Here is a 20,740-nt window from a genome sequence, read left to right on the forward strand (position 1 = left end):
CTTTAATTTAGAATATTGGCTCCAACAGCCTTTTCTACTGATTTATTAATATCAGCAAGACCTATACCCATTGATCCCTTGTTTCCAGGGATTAAAATGATAGCTGGAGTCATTTGATCTCTATATTTGTCAATTGTAGATGGAATCTCTTGAGCAAATTTTTCTGTTATAAATATCACACCAACATCTTCTTTGGCAAGAGTATTTATAGTATCTACTGCCTCTTCACCATCTATAACTGTGTATACTTCTACACCGAGTGCCTTAAAGGCAAGAACTGAGTCTTTATCACCAATTACCGCTACCCTATGCATAAGTCTCACGCAACCTTTCTAATGTAAATTCTTTTGGTAATGAATTTAGTTTTGATACTAGAATGATCCTTAAGTTTTTGATTTCACTCTCTTTTGAGATTATATAATTCATCAAAACTTCCGGGCCGTAAGTCATAGATTTTGCAAGTCTAGAGTAATCCATTTGGTGATCATCAATTGCTTTTTCTAAATCTAGTAAGTTCTGGTCTAAAGATTTTTCATCATCCAAGGATCTCACTAAATATTTATTTATATTTTCATTTGCGAGTTTAACCACGATATGGTTTACATCTGCTGGTGCAAGTTCTACTAATCTTTCTGGATCAATATATCCTCCACTGATTAGAGCATCTTCCAAGTCACTAGCTTCGCTTGCTTGAGCTTTGATACGCAAAAGAGTTTTTACATTTATTAAATCAATTCTCTCTTTTGTATATTTTTTTAGCTCATCTAAATCTATATCTTCAGCATCTATTAAAAGTTTCTTGTAGTATGACTTATCAAGGCTAATATCAATATCTTTCGGATTATTTGTTTGCCTAAACTTATTTAAAGCTTCTTTAGCATAATCTACATAAATGTCGTTTTCATTCAAAGATTTATTAAAAGGTTCATATCCTTCTATATCTAGACTTTCTAAAAATCCTAGTTCTATATTATCGCTTGATAATTGTCTTTTTATATAAGCTAGGTCTATATTTCCTATACCGCTATATAAATTGGCATAAGACTCCTCTTGAACAATTTCTCTTACTATAACTTTTAGATTATGAAAATTGTATCGTTCTCTAAAATATTGTAAAAGTTTTTCATCTCCTGCAGTCTGTTCTATAAGTTCATAGGAATTTTTTAGCTCATCATCCAAGATTTTTTCGTATTCTTCTGGACGATTTAGTTCTTGGATGCTTTCTCTGTAGGAAGAGTCATTTAATGCAGATAAGACTTCATCTACTGAATCATAATCATTTAATCTTTCTAGATCATTTCTAGTAAGGAGGTTATTTTCGTGTATTCTAGTTGAGATAGATCCACCTATATAGTTATCTCTATTCATAAACCCTCCTTAGTTAAATATTTCATCTGAAATTTGTTTTCTTATATCATCAATGTTGTATTTTATTATTGAAGAAAATCTGTTGTCATATTCGATTTTGCCAGATTTTACTACAAAACCATCCTCAACTGTCTGATCTGAGACTTTTAAGTTTCCAAAGTCTGCATCTTTTAGAGCATCTTTGTAAGTTTCAGATAAGATTAATTCTCCATTTGAAATACCAGCTTTTTTTAGAGTATTATCTACAAATGTCTTATAAGAATCGCTATCTAATTTTTTTAAATTATCTAGTAATTTACCTACAATCTGATCTATAACTTCATTTTTAGCTGCTATTTCTATATCACGTGATTCACGATTTGCTGAAACTTCTTCGTTTCTTTTGATAGTTTCTGCTTCTTTTTGTGCTGTTGCCATTATTTCAGAAGCTTTCTTATCTGCTTCGCTTTTTTTATCACTTAGAATTCTTTGGGCTTTATCATTTGCATCATCTAATATATTTTGACTTTCAGTTTTTCCTTCACTAATAATTGATTCTAATATTACTTCAAGATTATTCATAATCTTTTCCTAATATTATGCGTTTAGTACTAGTAGTAGAGAGATTACAAAGCCTAAGATTGCGTATAACTCAACCATTACTGAGTAAACAACACCTTTAACGAATTCATCTTCGTTTTTAGCTAAGATATTTACACCGGCAATAGCTACTCTAGCTTGTCTTTGTGCTGAAGCATAACCAACGATTGCTACCGGAAGAGCTGCCATTAGTAAGTAAAGTCCTTGTTCAAATGAAAGAGCATCCCCACCAATAACTTTTTGGTAGATAAAGAATCCAATTACGAATCCATAAAGACCTTGGGTACCTGGCAAAAGTTGTAGTACAAGTGCTTTACCAAATTTTTCTGGTTCGTCTACTGTTAATGCTGCTGTTGCTTCACCTGCCATACCTACACCTTTTGCAGATCCCATACCTGCTAAAAGTGTTGCAAGAGCTGCTGCTAATACTGCAAATACTGTTCCACCGTTTTCAATAAAAAATTCACTCATTATTTTTCTCCTTTTCTAATGATATTTATAAAGTTTGTGTCTTCAACCATCTCACGGAACTTAATTCCGCCACCTTCGTAGAACTTGTTAAACATTTCTACATAAATTAACCTTAGTGAGTGTACATAAGCTGATAAGTATGAAAGGAACATGTTAAATAGTTGGAACACTATAAATACTATAATTCCTCCAATAAGTCCGCCTATACCACTGCCTGCCATCATTTCTACAATTAAGTTTACAGAATAGGCTACGAATCCACCAGATAAAACTAGGGCCATAAGTCTTAAGAATGATACAAAGTCTCCAATCCAGGAAGTAATTCCGTAAAGTTCATAGGTACCACTTGCAATTCTTGCTCCCCATGATTTTTTATCACGTCCTGCAAATAAAACTATCATTATCATTCCTGCAATCATAATCCATTTAGCTATAGGACTTTTTGTAAGTGCTAGAGCTATTGCTCCACCTACTGCCATATACCAACTAAATACATCGAAGACTAGTGCATCTGGATGTCCATCACGGATTGACATAAATCCTTTTACACCTAGTGCAAAGAATAAACTTATTGCTCCGATGATAATACTTAGAGTTATAAGTTGGTTAATATCCTGGGTTGTATCTACCCAGCCAAATGGTACATCGATTATACCACCAAATACCGAACCAAATATAAACCCAAATACACATGCAGATATGGATATTCTTAAGAATAATTTTAATGTTTGTTCTGTTTCTTTTGGGAATTCCTTTAGTTTTAGTGCAAGTAAAATTGCAATAACTCCAAGAAGTCCATAACCTAAGTCACCTATCATAAATCCTGTAAAAATTGTATAAAAAGGTGCTACTATTGCTGTTGGGTCTAGCTCACTATATTTTGGCAAAGCATAGGTTGCAACAACACTTTCATAAGGTTCTATTAATTTATTATTTTTTAGAATTATTGGCACATTAGGATCATCTTTTTCTGCTGGAATTATATCTAATATATATCTATCTCCCAACACCTTATCTAGGTCTGCCTTGAATTCATTACTTCTATCACTAGGCACATAGCCTTCTATGATATTCATTTGACGAGTTTTAAGGAAGTTTTCACTTGAAGCTTGTTTTTTCCTGCAGTTAGTTATATAAGATTGGTAAATGTAAAGGTCTGGCAAGTATTTTTTAAATTCAGTTATTTCTTTATCTACTGCCTCTATCTCAGCATTTATTTCATCTTTTTGGCTACTTAAATCAGTTAAATATGTATTAACTTCATTATCTGCAGCAATTTTCACTCTGGTAAATCCAAATTCTCTTAAAATATCAGAAAATTCGTTAGCTTCTTTATTTGTAGAAATAGCAACTACATATAAGTTAGCATCTCTTTCACCTATTTTATAAACCAAAGTACCATCTAGGTTTCTTTCTACTAGGGCTTTTTGCAAATCTTCATAAAATTTATTGGAAATAGTTCCTGTTTCTAAGAAGAACCTGTCTGATTTATAAAGTTTACCGACATTGACATTTATATCTTGCCAAGGAGATAAATCATCATATTTTTGGTTTAGGTTATCCCTACTTTGTACAAGCTTTTCACGTTTGGTAATTAGATTTCTTAATTTCTCATAAATTAAATCAAAAGTGAAGTTTGCTCCACGTTTATTAACCTCTTCAAGGGATAAGTCACTTACTTTATCGTGTAATTCATCAGGTAAATCTTTTGTGTAATCTCTAATTACATCTATTGCATAATTAACCTTATTTAGTGACTCATCAATTTCAGCTAATTTTTTTGTTTCACGAACTTCAGTTAGGTAATTATCATCAGATTCTTTTACCAAATCGTTAAAATGTACATAGTTAAAACCTTGCAAAGTGTTAAGGAGATTGTCTCTATCAGAGTCAAAGCTTAGCAAGTTAAACTTATCCATTTTAACTATTGCCATCTTTTACAATCCTTTCTGTCAAAGTTTTTATAATGACTTCAACATTTTTGTTACTGGTGTTTAAAATATTACTTGAAGCTTCGCGTGCCTTTTGCAAAGTAGGTTCTTTGTCAATTTTGGCCTTGCGATTTGCTTCATCAATGAGGCTTTGAGCTTTTTTGTTAGTATCAGAGATTATTCTCTTATACTCAATATCGGCATCGTCTTTTGCTTTTCTAATGATTTCTTGTGATCTTGCTTTCGCATCACTTACTTCTTTAGAAGCAGATTCTTCAGCCTCCTTGATTTTTATTAAAATATCATCTGCCATTTTTCACCCCCTAAATAACATTACTTAGATTATACCATAAATATTGTGTAAAAATAGATATAATTAAATTTTTATCAATCTTTTACTGATCATACAGTGGAGATTTTAGCATAAACTTATATGTTTTTTACACATATATTTTAAATACCCAATACGGATGACAAGTAAATATCTTTTACTAATTTTCTATAAAAATTGAGCGAACCTAAATGCTAATAATTTAGGTCCACTCTTTTATCTTATTATTTAATTTTTTGGATTATTCTTGATCTTGTTTCAAAGTCATCTGTGCTTCCAGAAATTGAGTTATTTTCTTTAGATAGTTTAGACATTTGATCTAATATGTCACTTACTTCTTGAACATCTTTTGTTTTATTTGATAACTCATCTATTCCTTGTGCTTTATAATCTTTTAGACCTTTAGCAAATTCATTGTAACTTGCTTGGTATTTATCGCTACCTGCTTTTAATTGGCCAGTGGATTCATCAAGTTGTGTTAGACCTGTATTTAATTTTCTTAAAGCAGCTGCTAGAGGATTTATAGCTGTTTCATTTATATTTGCTAGTTGATTTAATGATTGAGATCTTTTCTTAAATTCACCTAGTCCATTTGAAAGTTTTTGTGAACCATCTGTTAATTGTGCTGAGTTTTCATCAAGTTGATTAATAGCACCTGATAATTTTTCAACTCCTGCTGTGTTTTGGATAGTTCCTTCTTTTAATTTACTAGATCCTTCTTTGATTTGACTTGTTGCATCATCTAACATAGCAATTGATTCTTGTAATTTTGCAAGGTTAGATTGTGAGAATCCTTTAGAAATTTTTTCTACACCTGCTGAAAGTCCAGTTGATGCTGTTTGTAATTCTTCTTTTGATTCAGATAATTTTGTAGAAATTTCATTTGAACCAGATTTTGCTTGTTTTATACCTGCAGTAAGCTCAGATGATGCTTCGTTTAATTGTGAAAGACCCGCTTGTACTCCACCACTAAGTTGTGCACTTGTCTTTAAATTTTCAGCTTCTGCATATAGCCCGTTTCTAATTGCTGATAGATTTTCAATTTGACCATTTAATGAACCATCTTCATTGCTTGCTTCTAGATTTGCAATTACACCATCAATGGCATTTGCTTGAGCGTTGATGTTTTCTAAGCTTCCTTGAATATTGATACCGCTAGCTGTTTTGCTAATTTCTCCAATGCTATTATTCATTGTTTCTGATGCATCAGTAAGTTGTCCAAGTCCAGTATTTAATTCACCTACTCCTTTTTCTAACGGAGCAATTCCTTCACCAAATTCATCTAAACCACTTTGTAATTGGCTTAGGGAATCTGTAAGTGAAGCTGTTTTTTCTTCGCTTTTTGATGGATCCATTGCTGTTTTTTCTTTTAATTGACTAGTTGCTTGATTTAATTTTGTTATACCATCGTCAAGTTCTGTAGCTCCCGCTTGTAATTGTCTAGCACCTTGATTTAAGGCTGGCATATTTTCATTAACTTGACTTACCCCAGCTGTGTATTTATTTACACCTGCATTTAGGTTATTTGAACCATCGCTTAATTGATTTACTGCATTTGTCATTACTGAAACTTGGTTTGGTAAATCTGCAAATGCATTAGAAAGTTTTTCAAAATTAGCTAATATTTGGCTAGAGCCATCTGATAATTGTCCAGCACCAGCACTTAATTGGTTAATACCGTCGTTGATTTGTCTGCTACCATTTGATAATTGATCAGAAGCATCTACAAGTTTATTCATATTATCTTCTAGCTTGTCTATACCATCATTTAATTCATCTAAAGATGCTAAATTTGTATCTTCTTGGAAAAATTCATTGCTTATTAAAGTATAAATTTCTGTTGGCTTATAATCTGTAACATCCATTTCTACTTCCATTTTTTCTTTAAACTTATCTAATTTATCTTTTTCTAAGATACCATCAAAGTTTTCTTTTAAACCTGGTGTTAGTAGACCTGTTACTATTTCGTTTTTACCATCTTTTACAATCTTACCGTCATCTGTACTTATATTTGTAACTTTTTCGCTATCAAATATCATGGCAGTTGCCACTGCATATGGTGAATAAATCTTTGTTTGTTTGCCATTAATTTCAGATGTTTGTGTTTTTTTGTTTGTAGCTTCTGCAACAATTTTTAAATGTCCAGATTTGCCTTCTAGTTCACTAGCTTTTAATTCTTTACCATCTAGGTAATATGTTATTTTTACATCTACTGGAAGTTCACTATCTGTTTTCCCTTGGTAGTAGATATCCTTATCTTTTGAATCCCAATTGATATATCCATTATCTGCTTTAACTGACTCATCTGTTTCAAGGTTTTTAATATCTTTTAAGTTTGATTTATCTTTTACTTTTATATTTTCATCACCATTTAGCCAGATTGAAGCAGTTTCGTCTGTAATTTTGCCATTTTCTTGAGTTACATATATGGTTTCATTTTTCTTTACAGGTTCTGTAGCCGCATATGATACGTTGCTAGCCAGTACTGATCCAACAGTTACTGCTGCAAGAACTTTTACAAATTTTTTATTCATATTTCCCTCCTAGTTTAATCCTTTTGTTGTTTTCTTTATAAATGGGAATGTTATACTAATTATTGCAGGTAGGAAAAGAATAATTACTAACATAGAAATTATTGCTCCTCTTGCTAAAAATATACATATAGTAGATACTATCTCCATTTTTGAATAAATACCTACACCAATAGTTGCTGCAAAAAACGCAAGGGCTGATGTAACAATTGATTTTGCTGTCTCTTTTGTCGCTACTTTTAAAGCCTTGTTTTTATCTTTATTTTTCTTGTATTCGAATAAAAATCTATCTGTCATTAGGATAGAGTAGTCGATAGTAGATCCTAGTTGAACTACACCGATTATTATTGATGTGATAAATGGTATGGTTTGGCCCATATAAAATGGAAGCCCCATATTTATAAGTATAGCTAGCTCTATTGCCGCAATTAGTACGATTGGTAGGGCAAAAGATTTAAATATTATTGCTATAATTATAAATACCACCCCAATGGATGCAATATTTACCATTTTAAAGTCACGGTCAGATATTTCTGTTAGGTCATCAGTAAGAACTGCTTCCCCTGTCAGATAACCATCTGGATCATGGTCTTTTATAATTTTATTTATTTCTGTAATCTGCTTATTAACCTCTGGCGATGCTGTTTGATATTCGGAGTTTAACATAACCATTTGGTAGCCATTTTTTACAAAGTTATCTTGTAATTTATCTGGTAGAACACTACTTGGCAATGTAAGACCTGTTAAAGAGTTTACGCTTAATACATTATTTACCCCATCTAAATCTTCTAATTCATCAATCATGCCATTTATAGATTGTTTACTCAAATCATCTTTTACAACTATAAAGTGAGTAGATGCCATATTATAATCTTTTTTCATTTTATTTAAGGCCACTATTGAGTCCAAATCTTGAGGTAATGACCTATCTAAGTTGTAGTAAAGGTCTGTATGAGTTGACCCATAAACTGCTGGTATGAAAAGAGCCAAAAATACAATAAATAAAGTTTTTTTGTATTTTAAAGTAAAGTTTGAAGTTTTTTCAAAGGATGGCAGTAAAACCTTGTGGTTAAATCTATTGACCCATTTTTCTGTAATCAATATCATTGGAGGTAGAACAACTACTGTTGACACTAATCCCAAAAGCACACCCTTACTCATTACAAGACCTATATCTTTACCAAGACCTAGTCTCATCAAAAGTAAAACTAAAAATCCAGCAAAAGTAGTTAATGAAGATGCAAAAATAGATGCAACTGTGCTTGTAATAGCCTTTGACATAGCTTCTTTATTATCTTCATTTGATTGTTTCTTTTCTGCATATCTATGATATAAGAATATAGAATAGTCTGTAGTTACAGCCAATTGTAAAACGGCTGCTATAGCTTTTGTAATATATGAAATCTCCCCTAGGAAAATATTTGTACCAAAGTTATAAAGGATAGCATAACCAATATTTAACATAAATAAAAATGGTATGATTGTAGACTCATTGGTAAAACTTAAAACTATTAGGGCAAGAACTACCGCAAGTGCTACATATATTGGAGTTTCATGGTCTATCAAATCCTTAGTATCTTTTACTAAAGATGAAATACCTGATAAGAATTTTTCCTTAGACTCAATTGCTTTGATTTGATCAATAGCCTCCATTGTAGTAAATGAAGATGAAGATTCACTAAATTTAACCATTAAAAGTGTAGAATCTTCTGCATAAAAAGTGTCCTTTATTTCATCAGGCAAAAAGTCATTTGGTATTGTATCTCCCACAATAGAAGATTTAGAAATAACATCTTCTACACCATCAATTTCTAGAATTTGCTTTCTAAGCTCTTCTGCATCATGGTCATCGCCTTTTAAAATCAGCATACCAGTAGCAGCATTCTTAAAATCCTTATCTAGAATATCTTGTCCTTGGGTAGACTCAAGGTCAGCCGGTAAGTAGGAGAGAATATCGTAGTTTACATCAGTTTTTTCATAACCAATCCATGAAGGTATTAACAATAATGTCATAATAAGTAAGACTAATTTTGGATGGTATGAAATAAATTTTGCAATTTTTCTCATTTGATTTCTCCTGTTCCATTAAAAATTTTTCTAATAACAGCAAACAAAACTGGTTTCATTTCATCAATAGATAATATCGAATCTTCCATCAAGGCGCTTTTACAAGTAGACATCATAATATCAAATGTCATTGCCAAGATGTATAGCTGTTGAGATTCGCTATAAGACTTTGAAAATAAATTCTCATATTTATTAAGAATAAATTGTAAAGTAGAATCAGCTTCAGTAAGCATTCCATCATTTTCAATTTCAGCATATAAGGCACAAGTAATATTATTACTTAAAAGATCAAGCTCAAAAGGATTGGCAATTAGATAATCAATTATGTAATCTACAAAAGAAATATATCTTCCAACAGGATCTTTTCCTATACAATTATTTTCAGCATTGATAATAATGTCCATAGCCTTATTGAGGACTATTTTCTCTTTTAAGTCATTTTTATCCGAGTAATACAGATAAAAAGTTCCAAGGCCGTAGCCAGATTCAGACATAATCTCACGAACAGATGCTTTGTCAGGGCCTTTTTCCTTAAAAACTCTAAGAGCAGCCTCCATGATGTCTGCTTTTTTCCCACTAACCTTATCAGTGGTCATATAAAACCCCCTTTCTTAAAAAAATGAACATCGTTCATCTGTTGTTACATTTTATATTTTACACCTAAATGAACAATGTTCAACTATGAAATAAAATTTTTTTGTCTTAATTGATTCTCTGCAATTTTAAGCATTATTATATAAAAAAAAGTATAAGGTAAAAATAAGGTGATCCCATAAAGTTGAACCTAATACCAGGACTGGTAGTTATACTAGTTCTGGTATTTTATTATTCCTTTCCACCCATATGGGTGGAATTTTTTATGCTGAATATTTTTTCTATATTATACTGGACTTAAATATCCTAACTTTTCTTTTATTCTATCTTAATTGTCAATTTGTCTATAACTGATTTTAATTCTTCATATGACTTGAACTTGTTTCCGTAGTATATTTCTTGTTTTAGTAGTTCAAAGAAGTTTTCCATAGGTGAATTATCTAAACAATTTCCCTTTCTTGACATGGATTGAGTTATTCTTTTTTCTTCTAATATTGATGTATATTGTTTTACTTACCTGGTCTGAATGAAATATACTCTTACCTTTGTTCACGCTTGTTACTTTTATGGCTCCTTCTAAGGCTTTTATTATTGGTGTGAGTGTTGGTTCTTTTGATATTTCATAGGATATGATTTCGCTATTAAACATATCTAGATATGGATTTAAATAGACTTTCTTTACTTGGTAATTTCCAGACGTATCTTTTTCTAGATATTTAATTTCTGTTGTGTCTGTTGTTATTTGTGTATATGGCTCATCTACTGTGAATTTTCTATTTATTTCATTATCACTAACTTTTCATATTGTTCCTTTATATGAAGAATATTTTCGTGATTTTCTTGAGATGTTTGTTACTTGAAGCTTTAATTTTTGGATTAGTCTTTGTACCTTCTTCTTATTTATTACAAACCCTAATCTTTTTAGCATAGCTGTCATTCTTCTATATCCACAGTTTGGATTGTCTTTTTTTTTTCTAGTATTTTCTTCTTTATTTGTTCATCTTTATTCGGTCTATCTAAACGTTTTTGCCAATATATGTAGGTTGATTTAGGAAGTTTGAATTATTCTAATAAGTCTTTAGCTTGAATTTATCTCTTAATGATCTAATGACTTCAGATATTCGTTTATTTCTTCCTGTGTCATTTGAGAGAATTGAATCTTTTTTTTAGAATTTCTACTTCCATTTTAAGATAGTAGTTTTCCTCTTTTAGCTTTTCTACCTCATCTATCTCTTCTTTACTTTTAGTTTTTTAATTGATTTCTTTTTACTATCTTTGACCATATTTGAAGATCTTCCTCTCTTTTTTTAGTTTAAGTCCTTCAACTCCTTTTTCTCTAAAATTTATTACCCACCTAGTTATTATGCTTGGGTTGTTGATTTTTAGTTCATTAGCAAGGCTTTGATAGGACATTCTCCTGTTAAGTACAAGTTAGTTTGAAATCTAAAGAGTACTTCTTGTTTTTTCTTGATACTTTGAGACCATCATAGCCTTGAATCTTAAAAGCATTGACCCATCTTCTAACAACAGATTCATTTGAAATATTATATTTTTTAGCTAAATTTATGTATCCCAAATTACCTTTAAGATACTCTTTTACTACTTTAATCTTAAATTCTGTACTATATTTTGTCATTAAAAAACTGACCTCCTTAAGTTGGTTTCTTAGTCCAACTTTTAGGGGTCAGTACAAGAATACTGTTTCGTATTTTTTTATTTGTAATTTAAAATTATATTTAATTTTATAAATCATCCTCAATTATAGAAGATTTTGAATACGCTGAAACTTTTGCTTCGAAAAAGTCTGTTTTTACTTGGTTTGGATCTGCATATTCTTCTACCCATTTCATTGAATCTGGTACTTCATCGTATCCTTGATAAAGATTGCCAAAACCTAATCCTTTTGCTCTTAGGTTTCCTAAATATTTAATATAATCTTCTATCATTTTACCATTTAATCCTACTATATTATCACCAATAGCGTATTTTCCCCAAGCTATTTCTTGATCTACTCCTTCTTTTAGCATAGCTGTGTAATATTTTATATGTTCTTGTGTAAATAAGTCAGATCTTTCTTTTCTTAAATCATTTATTAATGATCTAAATAGCCATAAGTGTGTATTTTCATCTCTATTTATATATCTTATTTCTTGGACTGTTCCTGGCATTTTGCCATTACGTCCTAGATTATAGAAAAATGAAAATCCTGAGTAAAAATAAATACCTTCTAGGATATAATTTGCAATTAAGGCTTTCATAAAGTTAAATTCGTCATCTTCTTCTAAAAAGTCATTGTATTGCTCACCTATATATTCATTCCTGTGCAATAAATGTTCATCATCTTTCCACATATATAAAATTTTTGTTCTTTCTTCTGGTGAACAAATAGTATCTAAAATATATGAATATGATTGTGAGTGGATAGACTCTTGATATGTTTGGATTGATAGGCAAAGATTTATTTCATTTGCTGTTATATATGTTTGCAAATTTGGAAGATTTGCAGTTTGGATTGAATCAAGATAAGTCAAAAATGAAATTATCCTATCAAAGGCAAATTTTTCAGCATCATCTAGATTTCTATAATCTTTAATGTCTTGGTTTAGATTAATTTCTTCTGGTATCCAAAAATTGTTCATAGCTTGACGGTACCAATCGCTTGTCCAAATGTATTTCAAATTATTAAAGTCATTTAAGTTTGTAGTATTTCCTTGGATTATTTTTCTTTTGCCGAGATCTATATCTCCACCTTCATTAAAAATTCCACGTTTTTCAACTTCAGTTTTTTTACTATCTTCCATTGTGCTCTCCTTATTTTATGTCTGCTAGTTTCACTGTACCTTTATTGGGAATAAGAGTAAAAATTTAAAATAAAAACCTCCTAGCTTTTTACTAAGAGGTTTTAAATATTACTTTTAATCTAAATTTACATCATAGATGGCAGGTACTTGGTTAGATTTAATGTCACTTGAATATTGAGTCTTTACACATCTATCTAAGACATATTTTAGATCGTTGTTATCTTGATATTTTTTTATAAAGATAACTTTCGAATTTTTATCAACAGCTATAATTGTATTATTAACTCTGTTATTTAAATACGCGAGTACTGATCCATTTGTATAAATATCTCCTAAATCTAAATTATGAGCTTTTATAGAGTCATTTAATATTTTTGGACTTGCTGCATAATTTAAAAGTTCTATTGAAAAATCTTCACTTACGTATTGGTGAGCATTATTCCACATTTGAAATGAACTTTCTTCTTTGTAATTTCCTAAAAGATAAATTGTTAAATCTTTATCGCCTATGTCAGAAATTTTTTTATAAGTGCTGTCATTTCTTAGAAGATTTATGTTTTTTATATCTCTACCATAAAATTTTTGATTTTGATTTTTTTCTTCAGCTGAAAGTCCATCGTAATCTCCCCTATTTTCTCTTTGGTTAAAAGTTATAGGAAAATTACTTGCTAATTCTTCACTATTTGCAGGAGCTATATATTGTGGCTCGTGATCTTTATTGTCACTTGATATTACTTCACTTGATATTGGTGGGAAATCATCAGATCCATCTTCTGCTGAATATTTTGTTTTTAGCGCTCTATTTACTAAAGATTCTACATCTTCATTTGTAGCATATCTTTTTACAAATAATAATTTTCCATCTTCGTCAGTTACAACTACATATGGTGATGAAACTTCTTTATCAAAATCAAATTTTGCTCCACCATAGTAGAAATTATTTTTTATATCGTTCATATCATAGGATTTAAACATATAGTTTAGATCGTCGATTGCCTTATAATTTGAAATCTTAACTAGATTTATATTATCTGTATTTAGGTAAGCTGAATTTTTCCACATTATTCTAGATTTATTATCCTGTGGAGATCCTACTAACATAACATTTACTTTTTTATCTAAGAAATCTTTAATATAAATATTTTCTTCATCCATACTATTCATCATATAAAGATTCATATCCTTACCGTAGTATTTTTTGTTGACATCTTTTTCGTTTGGCTCAAAGATTCTATAGTCCCCTCTTTCACTACGTTGGTTAAAGGACATTGGATAAATTTTATTTGGATCATCTTCTTTTTTAGGAATTTCATTTAGCACATCGTAGTTGCCAATATCTTTATAAGAATCAGTTATAGTTTGGTTAACTGCGCTTGTATTTAAAGTCCTATCTATAACATATTTTATGTCTTCGTTAGACTTATATTCTTTACTAAATAAAAATCTTTGATTTTTATCAATTACTACTATTGTTGGTTTTTGTACATTAAATAGTGTATTGTATGAAGCTGATACATAAATATCTTTTTTTACATCATATAAACTTTTAAATCTTGCTTTTTCAGCATTTATAGCTGTTTGACTACCTAGATAGGAAACATTTATTAAATCATAATCACCATCAGCAATGTATTGAGCATTATCCCACATTTTAATAGTTTCATCTTTTCTATAATCACCTAGTAGAAGAATTTTTATATCTTTTTTGGAAATTTTATTTAATTTCACTCTACTATTGTCAGATTTTATAAGAACTGCTTTTGAAAAATCATTGGCATATTTGCTATTAAATTTCATTTCCTCATCGCTCATGCCCTTATAATCTCCTCTTTTCTTTCTTTGATCAAAAGAAATTGGATAATTATTTGAGAAATTATCTAGGCTTAAAGCCTTGTAATTATCATTATCAGCATAATATCCATTTAACATATTAAATCTTCTTAGTAATTCATAATTAGATTTATATGGGAATACATTTATTACTGCTCCGTTTTTATCTAAAACAACTACTTGGTTTTTATTTGATCTAAATTGTCCATTTAGTGAGTTTCCTCTATAGAAAGAATCTTTATAAAGTTTACCGCTACTGATAGTTTCAAGGTCTTTTGCACTTGCATTTGTAACTACATTTACAAAGTTAAAGGCCTTATTATCTATATTTGAGGAATTTTCAAACATTTTTCTAGAGTTTTTATCAATCCTATCTCCCATCAGAAAAATACTTGGACGTTTTTTATCGATGATGTCTCCTATTTTTATAGGCTTATTATCTTTGTCATATAAAACTAGATTGTTGTAGGTATTACCATATCTAGCTTTTAGATTTATCATAGTAAGATTATCTGTTGTCTCGAAAAATCCTAGGGCATTCGCACCTTCAAATGACAGTGGGAAGTTTTGTCCTTTTACTTCTACATCTATAGGATTTTTTGGTTTTTCTGACTCTGAATCAGGATCTGGACTTGGTTTTGGATCTGGTTTATGGTCTGGCTCTGAATCAGGATCTGGATTTATAGGCTCATCACCAAGTTGTACTTCTAAATCTTTTTTGTATTCTTTAAATCCTTCTCTGTTTATTCTTACCTTTATTTTATACTTGCCAAGGCTATTTTCATCAGAAGTTGGGAATGATATTTTTATATTACCCTTAGCATCTGAAGTTGCTGATTTATTAAATATTTCTTTTTGACTTGGATCTATTAAAACTGCACTTGCTGTGGCTTTATCTAGTAAAGAATTATTTAAATCTTTTGCAACAATACTTAAGTTTATGCTATCTCCCAAATCGTATTTGCTTTTGTTAGTAGAAATATCTGCCTTCATTTGTAAAAGATCTGGAGTATTTGCATCTACTATTTCATATTCTAAGAATTTGAAAGTATTTTTGTAATCTGCATCTAACAATTCTACTTTTAATTTATATTTTCCTAGAGAAGTTTTATCATTGGTTCCTATCTTAAAAATATGTCTACCATTTTTATCCGTTTGCCTATTGTAGGATACACTCCTGCCAAAAGGATCTACCAAGGTGTATTTGATATTTCTATTTGCAAGAGCTTTTCCTGTTTTGCTATCTTTAATTTCTACATTTGTTTCTACAACTTCTTTGCGTTTTATGCGAGCACTTGGAATGCTGATAGAAATATTTGCCTTGCCGTTACTATTTACTTCTACATTTGGGTCTACATTTGTATCTACGATTTTTATATTTTGCTTAGCTAGGATTTCTTTAATATTATCAAAATCTTTTTCATCTATAAGATTTACTATTCTACCATCTTCGTTTAGAACTAAAATTTTATTTCCCTTACCAAGTTTTAATTTTCCATTGCGAAGATTGTTTTCACTATCGATAGCACTATATGATATAAGTCGTTTCAAATTATTTTCTTTTAAATAGTCTATATCTAATTTTGGACTTATTCTCATAAAGTTATATGAATCGTGAGATAATTTTGCAAATTTTTCTAAGCTTGGGTCTTTTTCTCCTGCAAATAATACTAAGCTTGGCTTATCTAGATCAAAATTATCGCCTATCATTTGGTCTTTACCTGCAAAGTCTTTTACATTTTCTGCTAAAATATTTTTGCCGTATAGGTTTTTAATGATTTTTTCATTTTCTAAGTCACCCTTTAAGTGGTCAAAATATGCATTTTTCTTTGCAGTATCGTAAGGTGCAAAGTTATCAGCCTTTTCTTTGCTTGCTATATTGAAAACAACAGCTGAATTTGTGTCTTTATAGCCATCTTTACTTGCTTTTGCAATAATTTTATATTTACCTGGATAGGTATTATCAGCAAGTTTTATTTTTAAATTTGCTTCTCCCAAATTGTCTGTTTTTATTTCACCGCTATCTAAAACTGTATTAGCAAGGTCAAGAATTTTATATGCTACATTTGCTTTTGCAATATAGTTATTATTTGTATCTAATGATTTTAATTGGAAAGCTAGTTCATTTTTAGGATTATAAATTTCTTTTTCTCTTTTTATAGTTAAAGCAAGGTTTTTGTTGTAGGAATCATTATCTATATCAGCTATCTTGATATATTCTTCCATGCCTTCTTCAATGACACGGACTGATTTAAATCCTTTTGATTTTAGTTCTTTTAAAACGTCATCATTACTTGCTTTGTTGCAAACTACAAATAACTTAGAGTTTTTGCTAATGCTATCTAAGAAAACATCAAAATCTTTATCATTATAGTCAAGGTTAAATGAATCTTTGATATGAGCTCTGTCAAAGGATGATTTTGCCCTTATATCTAGAATAAATGGTTTATTTTTCTCAATATAAGCACCTACATCATTTGCCTTTATTTTGCCAATGTATTCCTCGCTAGTTTTTTCAATAGATTTATTAGTTACAAAAATCACTTGGCGAAGTTTTTTACTTTCGAATTTATCTTTTGAAATATCAAAGTTAAGAATGTATTTACCTTCATTTTCTAAATTTACATCAAAAGATAGATGACCATCTTTGTCTGTTTTTAAATTTTCTTGATTTTTGCCAGTTTTACTTGCAATAGCTACTTTAACATATGCATCATCTACTTTATTGCCCTTTTCATCTTCTAGATCTAGATTTACCTTTGCCTTAGCTAAATCTTCATAGACTTTTTTGTCAGTAGTAACTTTTGCTTTTAATTTTGTTAGTTTTGGTCTTTCTTTTGCTACAAAACTTACTGTTTTTGCAAGAGACTTGTAATTTGATTTTTCTGCCTTAAAGCTTACTTCATATTTTCCAGGTATTAATTTTAAATTGTAAGCCCAATTAGCTTTTCCCTTATCATCTGTTTTACTTCTATCTACAATCACCTTGCCATCTGGTGTTTTTATAGAAATATTTACATCAGCATTTTTTACAGTATTGCCGAATTCATCCAAACTTATTAATGAAATTTCTGGTTTTTCGTCTACAAAGTATTGGTCTTTTTTATTTTTTGCATCTACTGTTAGTTCTTTATAATCAGGATTGTCTTCACCAAATCTTATTTTATAATTAGACTTTGTTGACGGATAATTATATGCAGTTGCATAAGCACTTATAGAATATTCTCCAGCTGATGTATAGGCTTTTGGTGTCATATAAATAAATACATAGCCATTATAATCAGTAACCTTTTTGATTTTGGTTTCTTTTTGGTTTGGATCTACTATACTTAGTTCCACAGATGCATTTCTTTTTGGCTTGTTATTTTCATCCTTTACTTGAACTTTTATATAAGCTGATTCGTTTAGCTTATAATCTTTTTTAGCTGATTCAAAGGAGATATTTAGGTATTTACCTTCTTTTTTTACAAAGAAAGTATCAGATTTTTCTATATCATAATATCCATCTTTAAAGGCAGTTGCGTCTACTTTGTACATACCAGTTGCATTTTTGTCTGTTATGTCCATAGAAAATGCTGCTTTACCTTCTTGATCTGTTTTTAAATCTAATTCGTAAGATTTTTGATTTGGATCAGTTATAGTTAATCTAACATTTGCATCTGAAATTGCCTTTCCTTCATGGCTAACTTTAAAAGTCATATCTACACTTTCTTTATCAGCCATATACTCATCTTTTGCCATATCTATGTCAAAATCAAGTTTTGCCATTTCAGCTGTATTTCTATCTACTAGTAGATCTAGATTTTCAGTAAATGGATCAAATCCACTTAGGCTTGCATCTACTTTTAAATTATAGTTACCTTCCTCTGTAAAATTATCTTTTGATAAATCAAAAATTGCTTCTCCGTCTTTGTTTGTATAAAGATTTTTCTTTATTTCTTTATTTGATGGAGTAGTTATTGTTAGATTTACTTTTGCGTATCTTTTTATTTCTCCATATTTGTCGCAAACTTTTGAAACAAGTTTTACACTATCATTTGGTCTGATCTTATCTTTATCCAAACTATTTGTAACAAATAATGGGTTTTCTATACTTGGAGCGAAATCTTTACTTTCTACATTAAAGGTATTTATACCAATTAATTTATCTTTGTAATAAATATTTATTCTATATTTACCAATGGCAGCACTATTATCAAGTCTTACATTAAAATTAGCTTCACCTGTTAGATTTGTTTTTAAATCGTATTTAAATTTTTGATTGTGACTAGTTACTATTTCACAAACTATATCTTTATTTACTATTTGGTTATTATCTTGGTCTTTTAGACCTATATTTATACCTACTTGTTCTCCTTGCAAGTAGCTTTGCTTTTCTGAATGTATATTTGCTTTAAATTCTGCATTTGATTCATCTACTTTTATTCTCATAGTATCAAAAACTTTGCTAGAATTTTTAGCTTTTGCAGTTATAACGCATTCACCATAGCCAATCGCTTTGACTTTACCAGCTTTATCTACTTCACAAACCGTTCTATCGGAGCTTTCCCATCTTAAATCACTTGCTTTTACATCTGCAGGTTTTATAGCAACTGGAAGAGAAACTTCATCTCCGATTTTCATTAATTTTTCTTTTTCTTTAAAATTTATAGACTCGATTTTTTGACTTTGGTCGTCATTTTCATCAATATGGTCAGCATCGGTAGTAAAAGCTTTTAGTGATACATTTGCATTTGGGATTTGATCGGTAAGATCAGTCCATTTTTCGCCTTCTTTACTTACAAAAGATTGACCTGGATCAGCGGTAACTTTTGAAGAAAAGCCTTTGATTGGTCTTTCTATTGGTATAGGATATTTATATCCTGGAGTTTTCATTCTGACAATTACTGCAAATTTAGATCCTTTTGGTATAAAAGTATCTTCTACTTTTACTTTTTCATAACCTGCAAATTCCATTTTACCTGTTTTTATACTTGTTTTATCAGTTAGTCCGCCGTTATTTTCTATATTTGTATTTACAAAAACTTCGTATTCGGCATTATTTGCAGATGTCCACAAGCCTACATTTGTTAAATATGTATCTTCTTTCACTGGACCAAATACATTTGCATAGTAAGACTCTTCCCCAAGACCTACTTGGCTAGTCATGCCTAGTTTGTCGTATTGCCAAATTTTTTCGTTTGGATTTAAATCTTTTAGAATATATTGGGAGTTCTGAGTTCCTATATTTTTGTCATAATATGAAACATAGTAGTAACCACCTTGGGTACCCCAATTTGTTCCCCATGAGTTTTTACAAATCCAAGCACCATCACCTTGTGGAGTTGTTTTAAAATTTTTTCTACTATAGTCATCATCCCAACCAACAATGGTTATAGCGTGATTTGGAGCTTGACCTCCGTTATAATAATGAGCCATAGTTTTTTTATTTAAATAATCATCTCCACCCATTACAGCTGAGTAAATACCGCCATTTTCCATGATCATTCTCTTTAAAACATCATTATCGGTAGCATCTCTTTTGTCTGGTAAAAAGTAGGCACGTGTAAGTTCTTTTGCTACTGGCAAATCTTCTGGAGAATTTCCGTTAAAAATATCGTATGGGTCATCTTTTTCTAAAACAGGACCAGATCTACGTGCTAAGTAGGCAGAAGAAACTGTTCTTGTTCCACCTTCGCTAGGACCCCAGTCAAAACCATGAGTATTTCTCATATGTTTTTCAGAAAAATCCATTCTCTCATCAGGTAGTAAAACTGATTCGGCAGATCCATAAGTTGCAAATGCCCAACAAGATCCATTTGGTCCTTGGTCTTTTACACTTGTAACTTTCCCTTCATCTCTTAGATCATATTTATTACTAATCGTAAAAAAGTTATTAAATCTGCTATATCTTCTTGGCAAAGTTTTCTTTTTTGCTTTACTATCTATAGAACTATAATTTGTATATATATCGTAAGGGTCTTTTTTTATCGGATTATCTTTTTGATCTTCGTTATTAAATTTATCATTTAATATTGACTTTTCGTATAAGTCAGCATCTTCCTTGTTTGGATTTATATTTTTGTCTACTTCATTAAATTCTACTAAGTCGTTACTTTGGTTTTTATTATTTTCTCCCGTCGCAAATGATGGGTAAGCTATTTGCGTAATCATGGATAAAGATAAGATTACAGAAAAAATTTTAGCTTTGTTTTTCATTTTTTTCTCCCTTAATATAATAGAGGGCATAAGCCCTCT

At 30.3% G+C, this 20,740-nt stretch carries 15 protein-coding genes; all 15 read right to left on the minus strand.

Annotation, left to right across the window (positions count from 1 at the left end; all coding sequences use genetic code 11):
- Nucleotides 1-2: 2 nt before the first annotated feature.
- Nucleotides 3-314, minus strand: coding sequence for a V-type ATP synthase subunit F (locus DY249_RS07655; RefSeq protein ID WP_115595748.1), 312 nt, complete (start codon nt 312-314; stop codon nt 3-5).
- Entirely contained in the window at nt 307-1,368 is a 1,062-nt protein-coding gene (locus DY249_RS07660; RefSeq protein WP_115595749.1) for a V-type ATPase subunit, read from the minus strand. The genes DY249_RS07655 and DY249_RS07660 overlap by 8 nt, the downstream gene beginning before the upstream one ends.
- Nucleotides 1,369-1,377: 9 nt before the next feature.
- Nucleotides 1,378-1,929: a V-type ATP synthase subunit E gene (locus DY249_RS07665; RefSeq protein ID WP_115595750.1), complete on the minus strand. Its 552-nt coding sequence runs from the start codon at nt 1,927-1,929 to the stop codon at nt 1,378-1,380.
- Nucleotides 1,930-1,944: 15 nt separating this feature from the next.
- Nucleotides 1,945-2,418, minus strand: coding sequence for a V-type ATP synthase subunit K (locus DY249_RS07670; RefSeq protein WP_101539700.1), 474 nt, complete (start codon nt 2,416-2,418; stop codon nt 1,945-1,947).
- The gene (locus DY249_RS07675; RefSeq protein ID WP_115595751.1) at nt 2,418-4,352 is read right to left on the minus strand and encodes a V-type ATP synthase subunit I; all 1,935 of its coding nucleotides are present in this window, start codon (nt 4,350-4,352) and stop codon (nt 2,418-2,420) included. Before DY249_RS07675 ends, DY249_RS07670 begins: the two co-directional genes overlap by 1 nt.
- A complete protein-coding gene (locus DY249_RS07680) occupies nt 4,339-4,662 on the minus strand; it encodes an ATP synthase subunit B family protein (RefSeq protein ID WP_101539702.1) in 324 nt (107 codons plus the stop codon). Before DY249_RS07680 ends, DY249_RS07675 begins: the two co-directional genes overlap by 14 nt.
- 242 nt (nt 4,663-4,904) lie before the next feature.
- A complete protein-coding gene (locus DY249_RS07685) occupies nt 4,905-7,214 on the minus strand; it encodes a coiled-coil domain-containing protein (RefSeq protein ID WP_115595752.1) in 2,310 nt (769 codons plus the stop codon).
- A 9-nt stretch (nt 7,215-7,223) separates the two neighbouring features.
- Nucleotides 7,224-9,278 carry an efflux RND transporter permease subunit gene (locus tag DY249_RS07690; RefSeq protein ID WP_115595753.1) on the minus strand — a complete coding sequence of 685 codons (2,055 nt, stop codon included), beginning with the start codon at nt 9,276-9,278 and terminating at the stop codon, nt 7,224-7,226.
- A complete protein-coding gene (locus tag DY249_RS07695) occupies nt 9,275-9,874 on the minus strand; it encodes a TetR/AcrR family transcriptional regulator (protein ID WP_101539705.1) in 600 nt (199 codons plus the stop codon). The genes DY249_RS07690 and DY249_RS07695 overlap by 4 nt, the downstream gene beginning before the upstream one ends.
- A 316-nt stretch (nt 9,875-10,190) precedes the next feature.
- Nucleotides 10,191-10,337 carry an IS3 family transposase gene (locus DY249_RS09525; protein WP_115595754.1) on the minus strand — a complete coding sequence of 49 codons (147 nt, stop codon included), beginning with the start codon at nt 10,335-10,337 and terminating at the stop codon, nt 10,191-10,193.
- Nucleotides 10,309-10,653: a DDE-type integrase/transposase/recombinase gene (locus DY249_RS09530; RefSeq protein WP_410050819.1), complete on the minus strand. Its 345-nt coding sequence runs from the start codon at nt 10,651-10,653 to the stop codon at nt 10,309-10,311. The genes DY249_RS09525 and DY249_RS09530 overlap by 29 nt, the downstream gene beginning before the upstream one ends.
- Before the next feature lie 18 nt (nt 10,654-10,671).
- A complete protein-coding gene (locus tag DY249_RS09535) occupies nt 10,672-10,809 on the minus strand; it encodes a hypothetical protein (RefSeq protein ID WP_115595755.1) in 138 nt (45 codons plus the stop codon).
- A gap of 483 nt (nt 10,810-11,292) precedes the next feature.
- A complete protein-coding gene (locus DY249_RS07710) occupies nt 11,293-11,508 on the minus strand; it encodes a helix-turn-helix domain-containing protein (RefSeq protein ID WP_115595756.1) in 216 nt (71 codons plus the stop codon).
- A 106-nt stretch (nt 11,509-11,614) separates the two neighbouring features.
- Nucleotides 11,615-12,673: a ribonucleotide-diphosphate reductase subunit beta gene (locus DY249_RS07715; protein ID WP_101539711.1), complete on the minus strand. Its 1,059-nt coding sequence runs from the start codon at nt 12,671-12,673 to the stop codon at nt 11,615-11,617.
- A 114-nt stretch (nt 12,674-12,787) separates the two neighbouring features.
- On the minus strand, nt 12,788-20,701 hold the full coding sequence (locus DY249_RS07720; protein ID WP_115595757.1) for a lectin like domain-containing protein: 7,914 nt from the start codon (nt 20,699-20,701) through the stop codon (nt 12,788-12,790).
- Nucleotides 20,702-20,740 lie beyond the last annotated feature (39 nt).

This window comes from Anaerococcus octavius (assembly GCF_900445265.1).
GTDB lineage: Bacteria > Bacillota > Clostridia > Tissierellales > Peptoniphilaceae > Anaerococcus > Anaerococcus octavius.

What these genes read in the sequence shown, in the direction of transcription:
- DY249_RS07655 (WP_115595748.1), bottom strand. Translation starts at nt 314, where the DNA reads ATGCATAGGGTAGCGGTAATTGGTGATAAAGACTCAGTTCTTGCCTTT.
- DY249_RS07660 (WP_115595749.1), bottom strand. Translation starts at nt 1,368, where the DNA reads ATGAATAGAGATAACTATATAGGTGGATCTATCTCAACTAGAATACAC.
- DY249_RS07665 (WP_115595750.1), bottom strand. Translation starts at nt 1,929, where the DNA reads ATGAATAATCTTGAAGTAATATTAGAATCAATTATTAGTGAAGGAAAA.
- DY249_RS07670 (WP_101539700.1), bottom strand. Translation starts at nt 2,418, where the DNA reads ATGAGTGAATTTTTTATTGAAAACGGTGGAACAGTATTTGCAGTATTA.
- DY249_RS07675 (WP_115595751.1), bottom strand. Translation starts at nt 4,352, where the DNA reads ATGGCAATAGTTAAAATGGATAAGTTTAACTTGCTAAGCTTTGACTCT.
- DY249_RS07680 (WP_101539702.1), bottom strand. Translation starts at nt 4,662, where the DNA reads ATGGCAGATGATATTTTAATAAAAATCAAGGAGGCTGAAGAATCTGCT.
- DY249_RS07685 (WP_115595752.1), bottom strand. Translation starts at nt 7,214, where the DNA reads ATGAATAAAAAATTTGTAAAAGTTCTTGCAGCAGTAACTGTTGGATCA.
- DY249_RS07690 (WP_115595753.1), bottom strand. Translation starts at nt 9,278, where the DNA reads ATGAGAAAAATTGCAAAATTTATTTCATACCATCCAAAATTAGTCTTA.
- DY249_RS07695 (WP_101539705.1), bottom strand. Translation starts at nt 9,874, where the DNA reads ATGACCACTGATAAGGTTAGTGGGAAAAAAGCAGACATCATGGAGGCT.
- DY249_RS09525 (WP_115595754.1), bottom strand. Translation starts at nt 10,337, where the DNA reads ATGTCAAGAAAGGGAAATTGTTTAGATAATTCACCTATGGAAAACTTC.
- DY249_RS09535 (WP_115595755.1), bottom strand. Translation starts at nt 10,809, where the DNA reads ATGACAGCTATGCTAAAAAGATTAGGGTTTGTAATAAATAAGAAGAAG.
- DY249_RS07710 (WP_115595756.1), bottom strand. Translation starts at nt 11,508, where the DNA reads ATGACAAAATATAGTACAGAATTTAAGATTAAAGTAGTAAAAGAGTAT.
- DY249_RS07715 (WP_101539711.1), bottom strand. Translation starts at nt 12,673, where the DNA reads ATGGAAGATAGTAAAAAAACTGAAGTTGAAAAACGTGGAATTTTTAAT.
- DY249_RS07720 (WP_115595757.1), bottom strand. Translation starts at nt 20,701, where the DNA reads ATGAAAAACAAAGCTAAAATTTTTTCTGTAATCTTATCTTTATCCATG.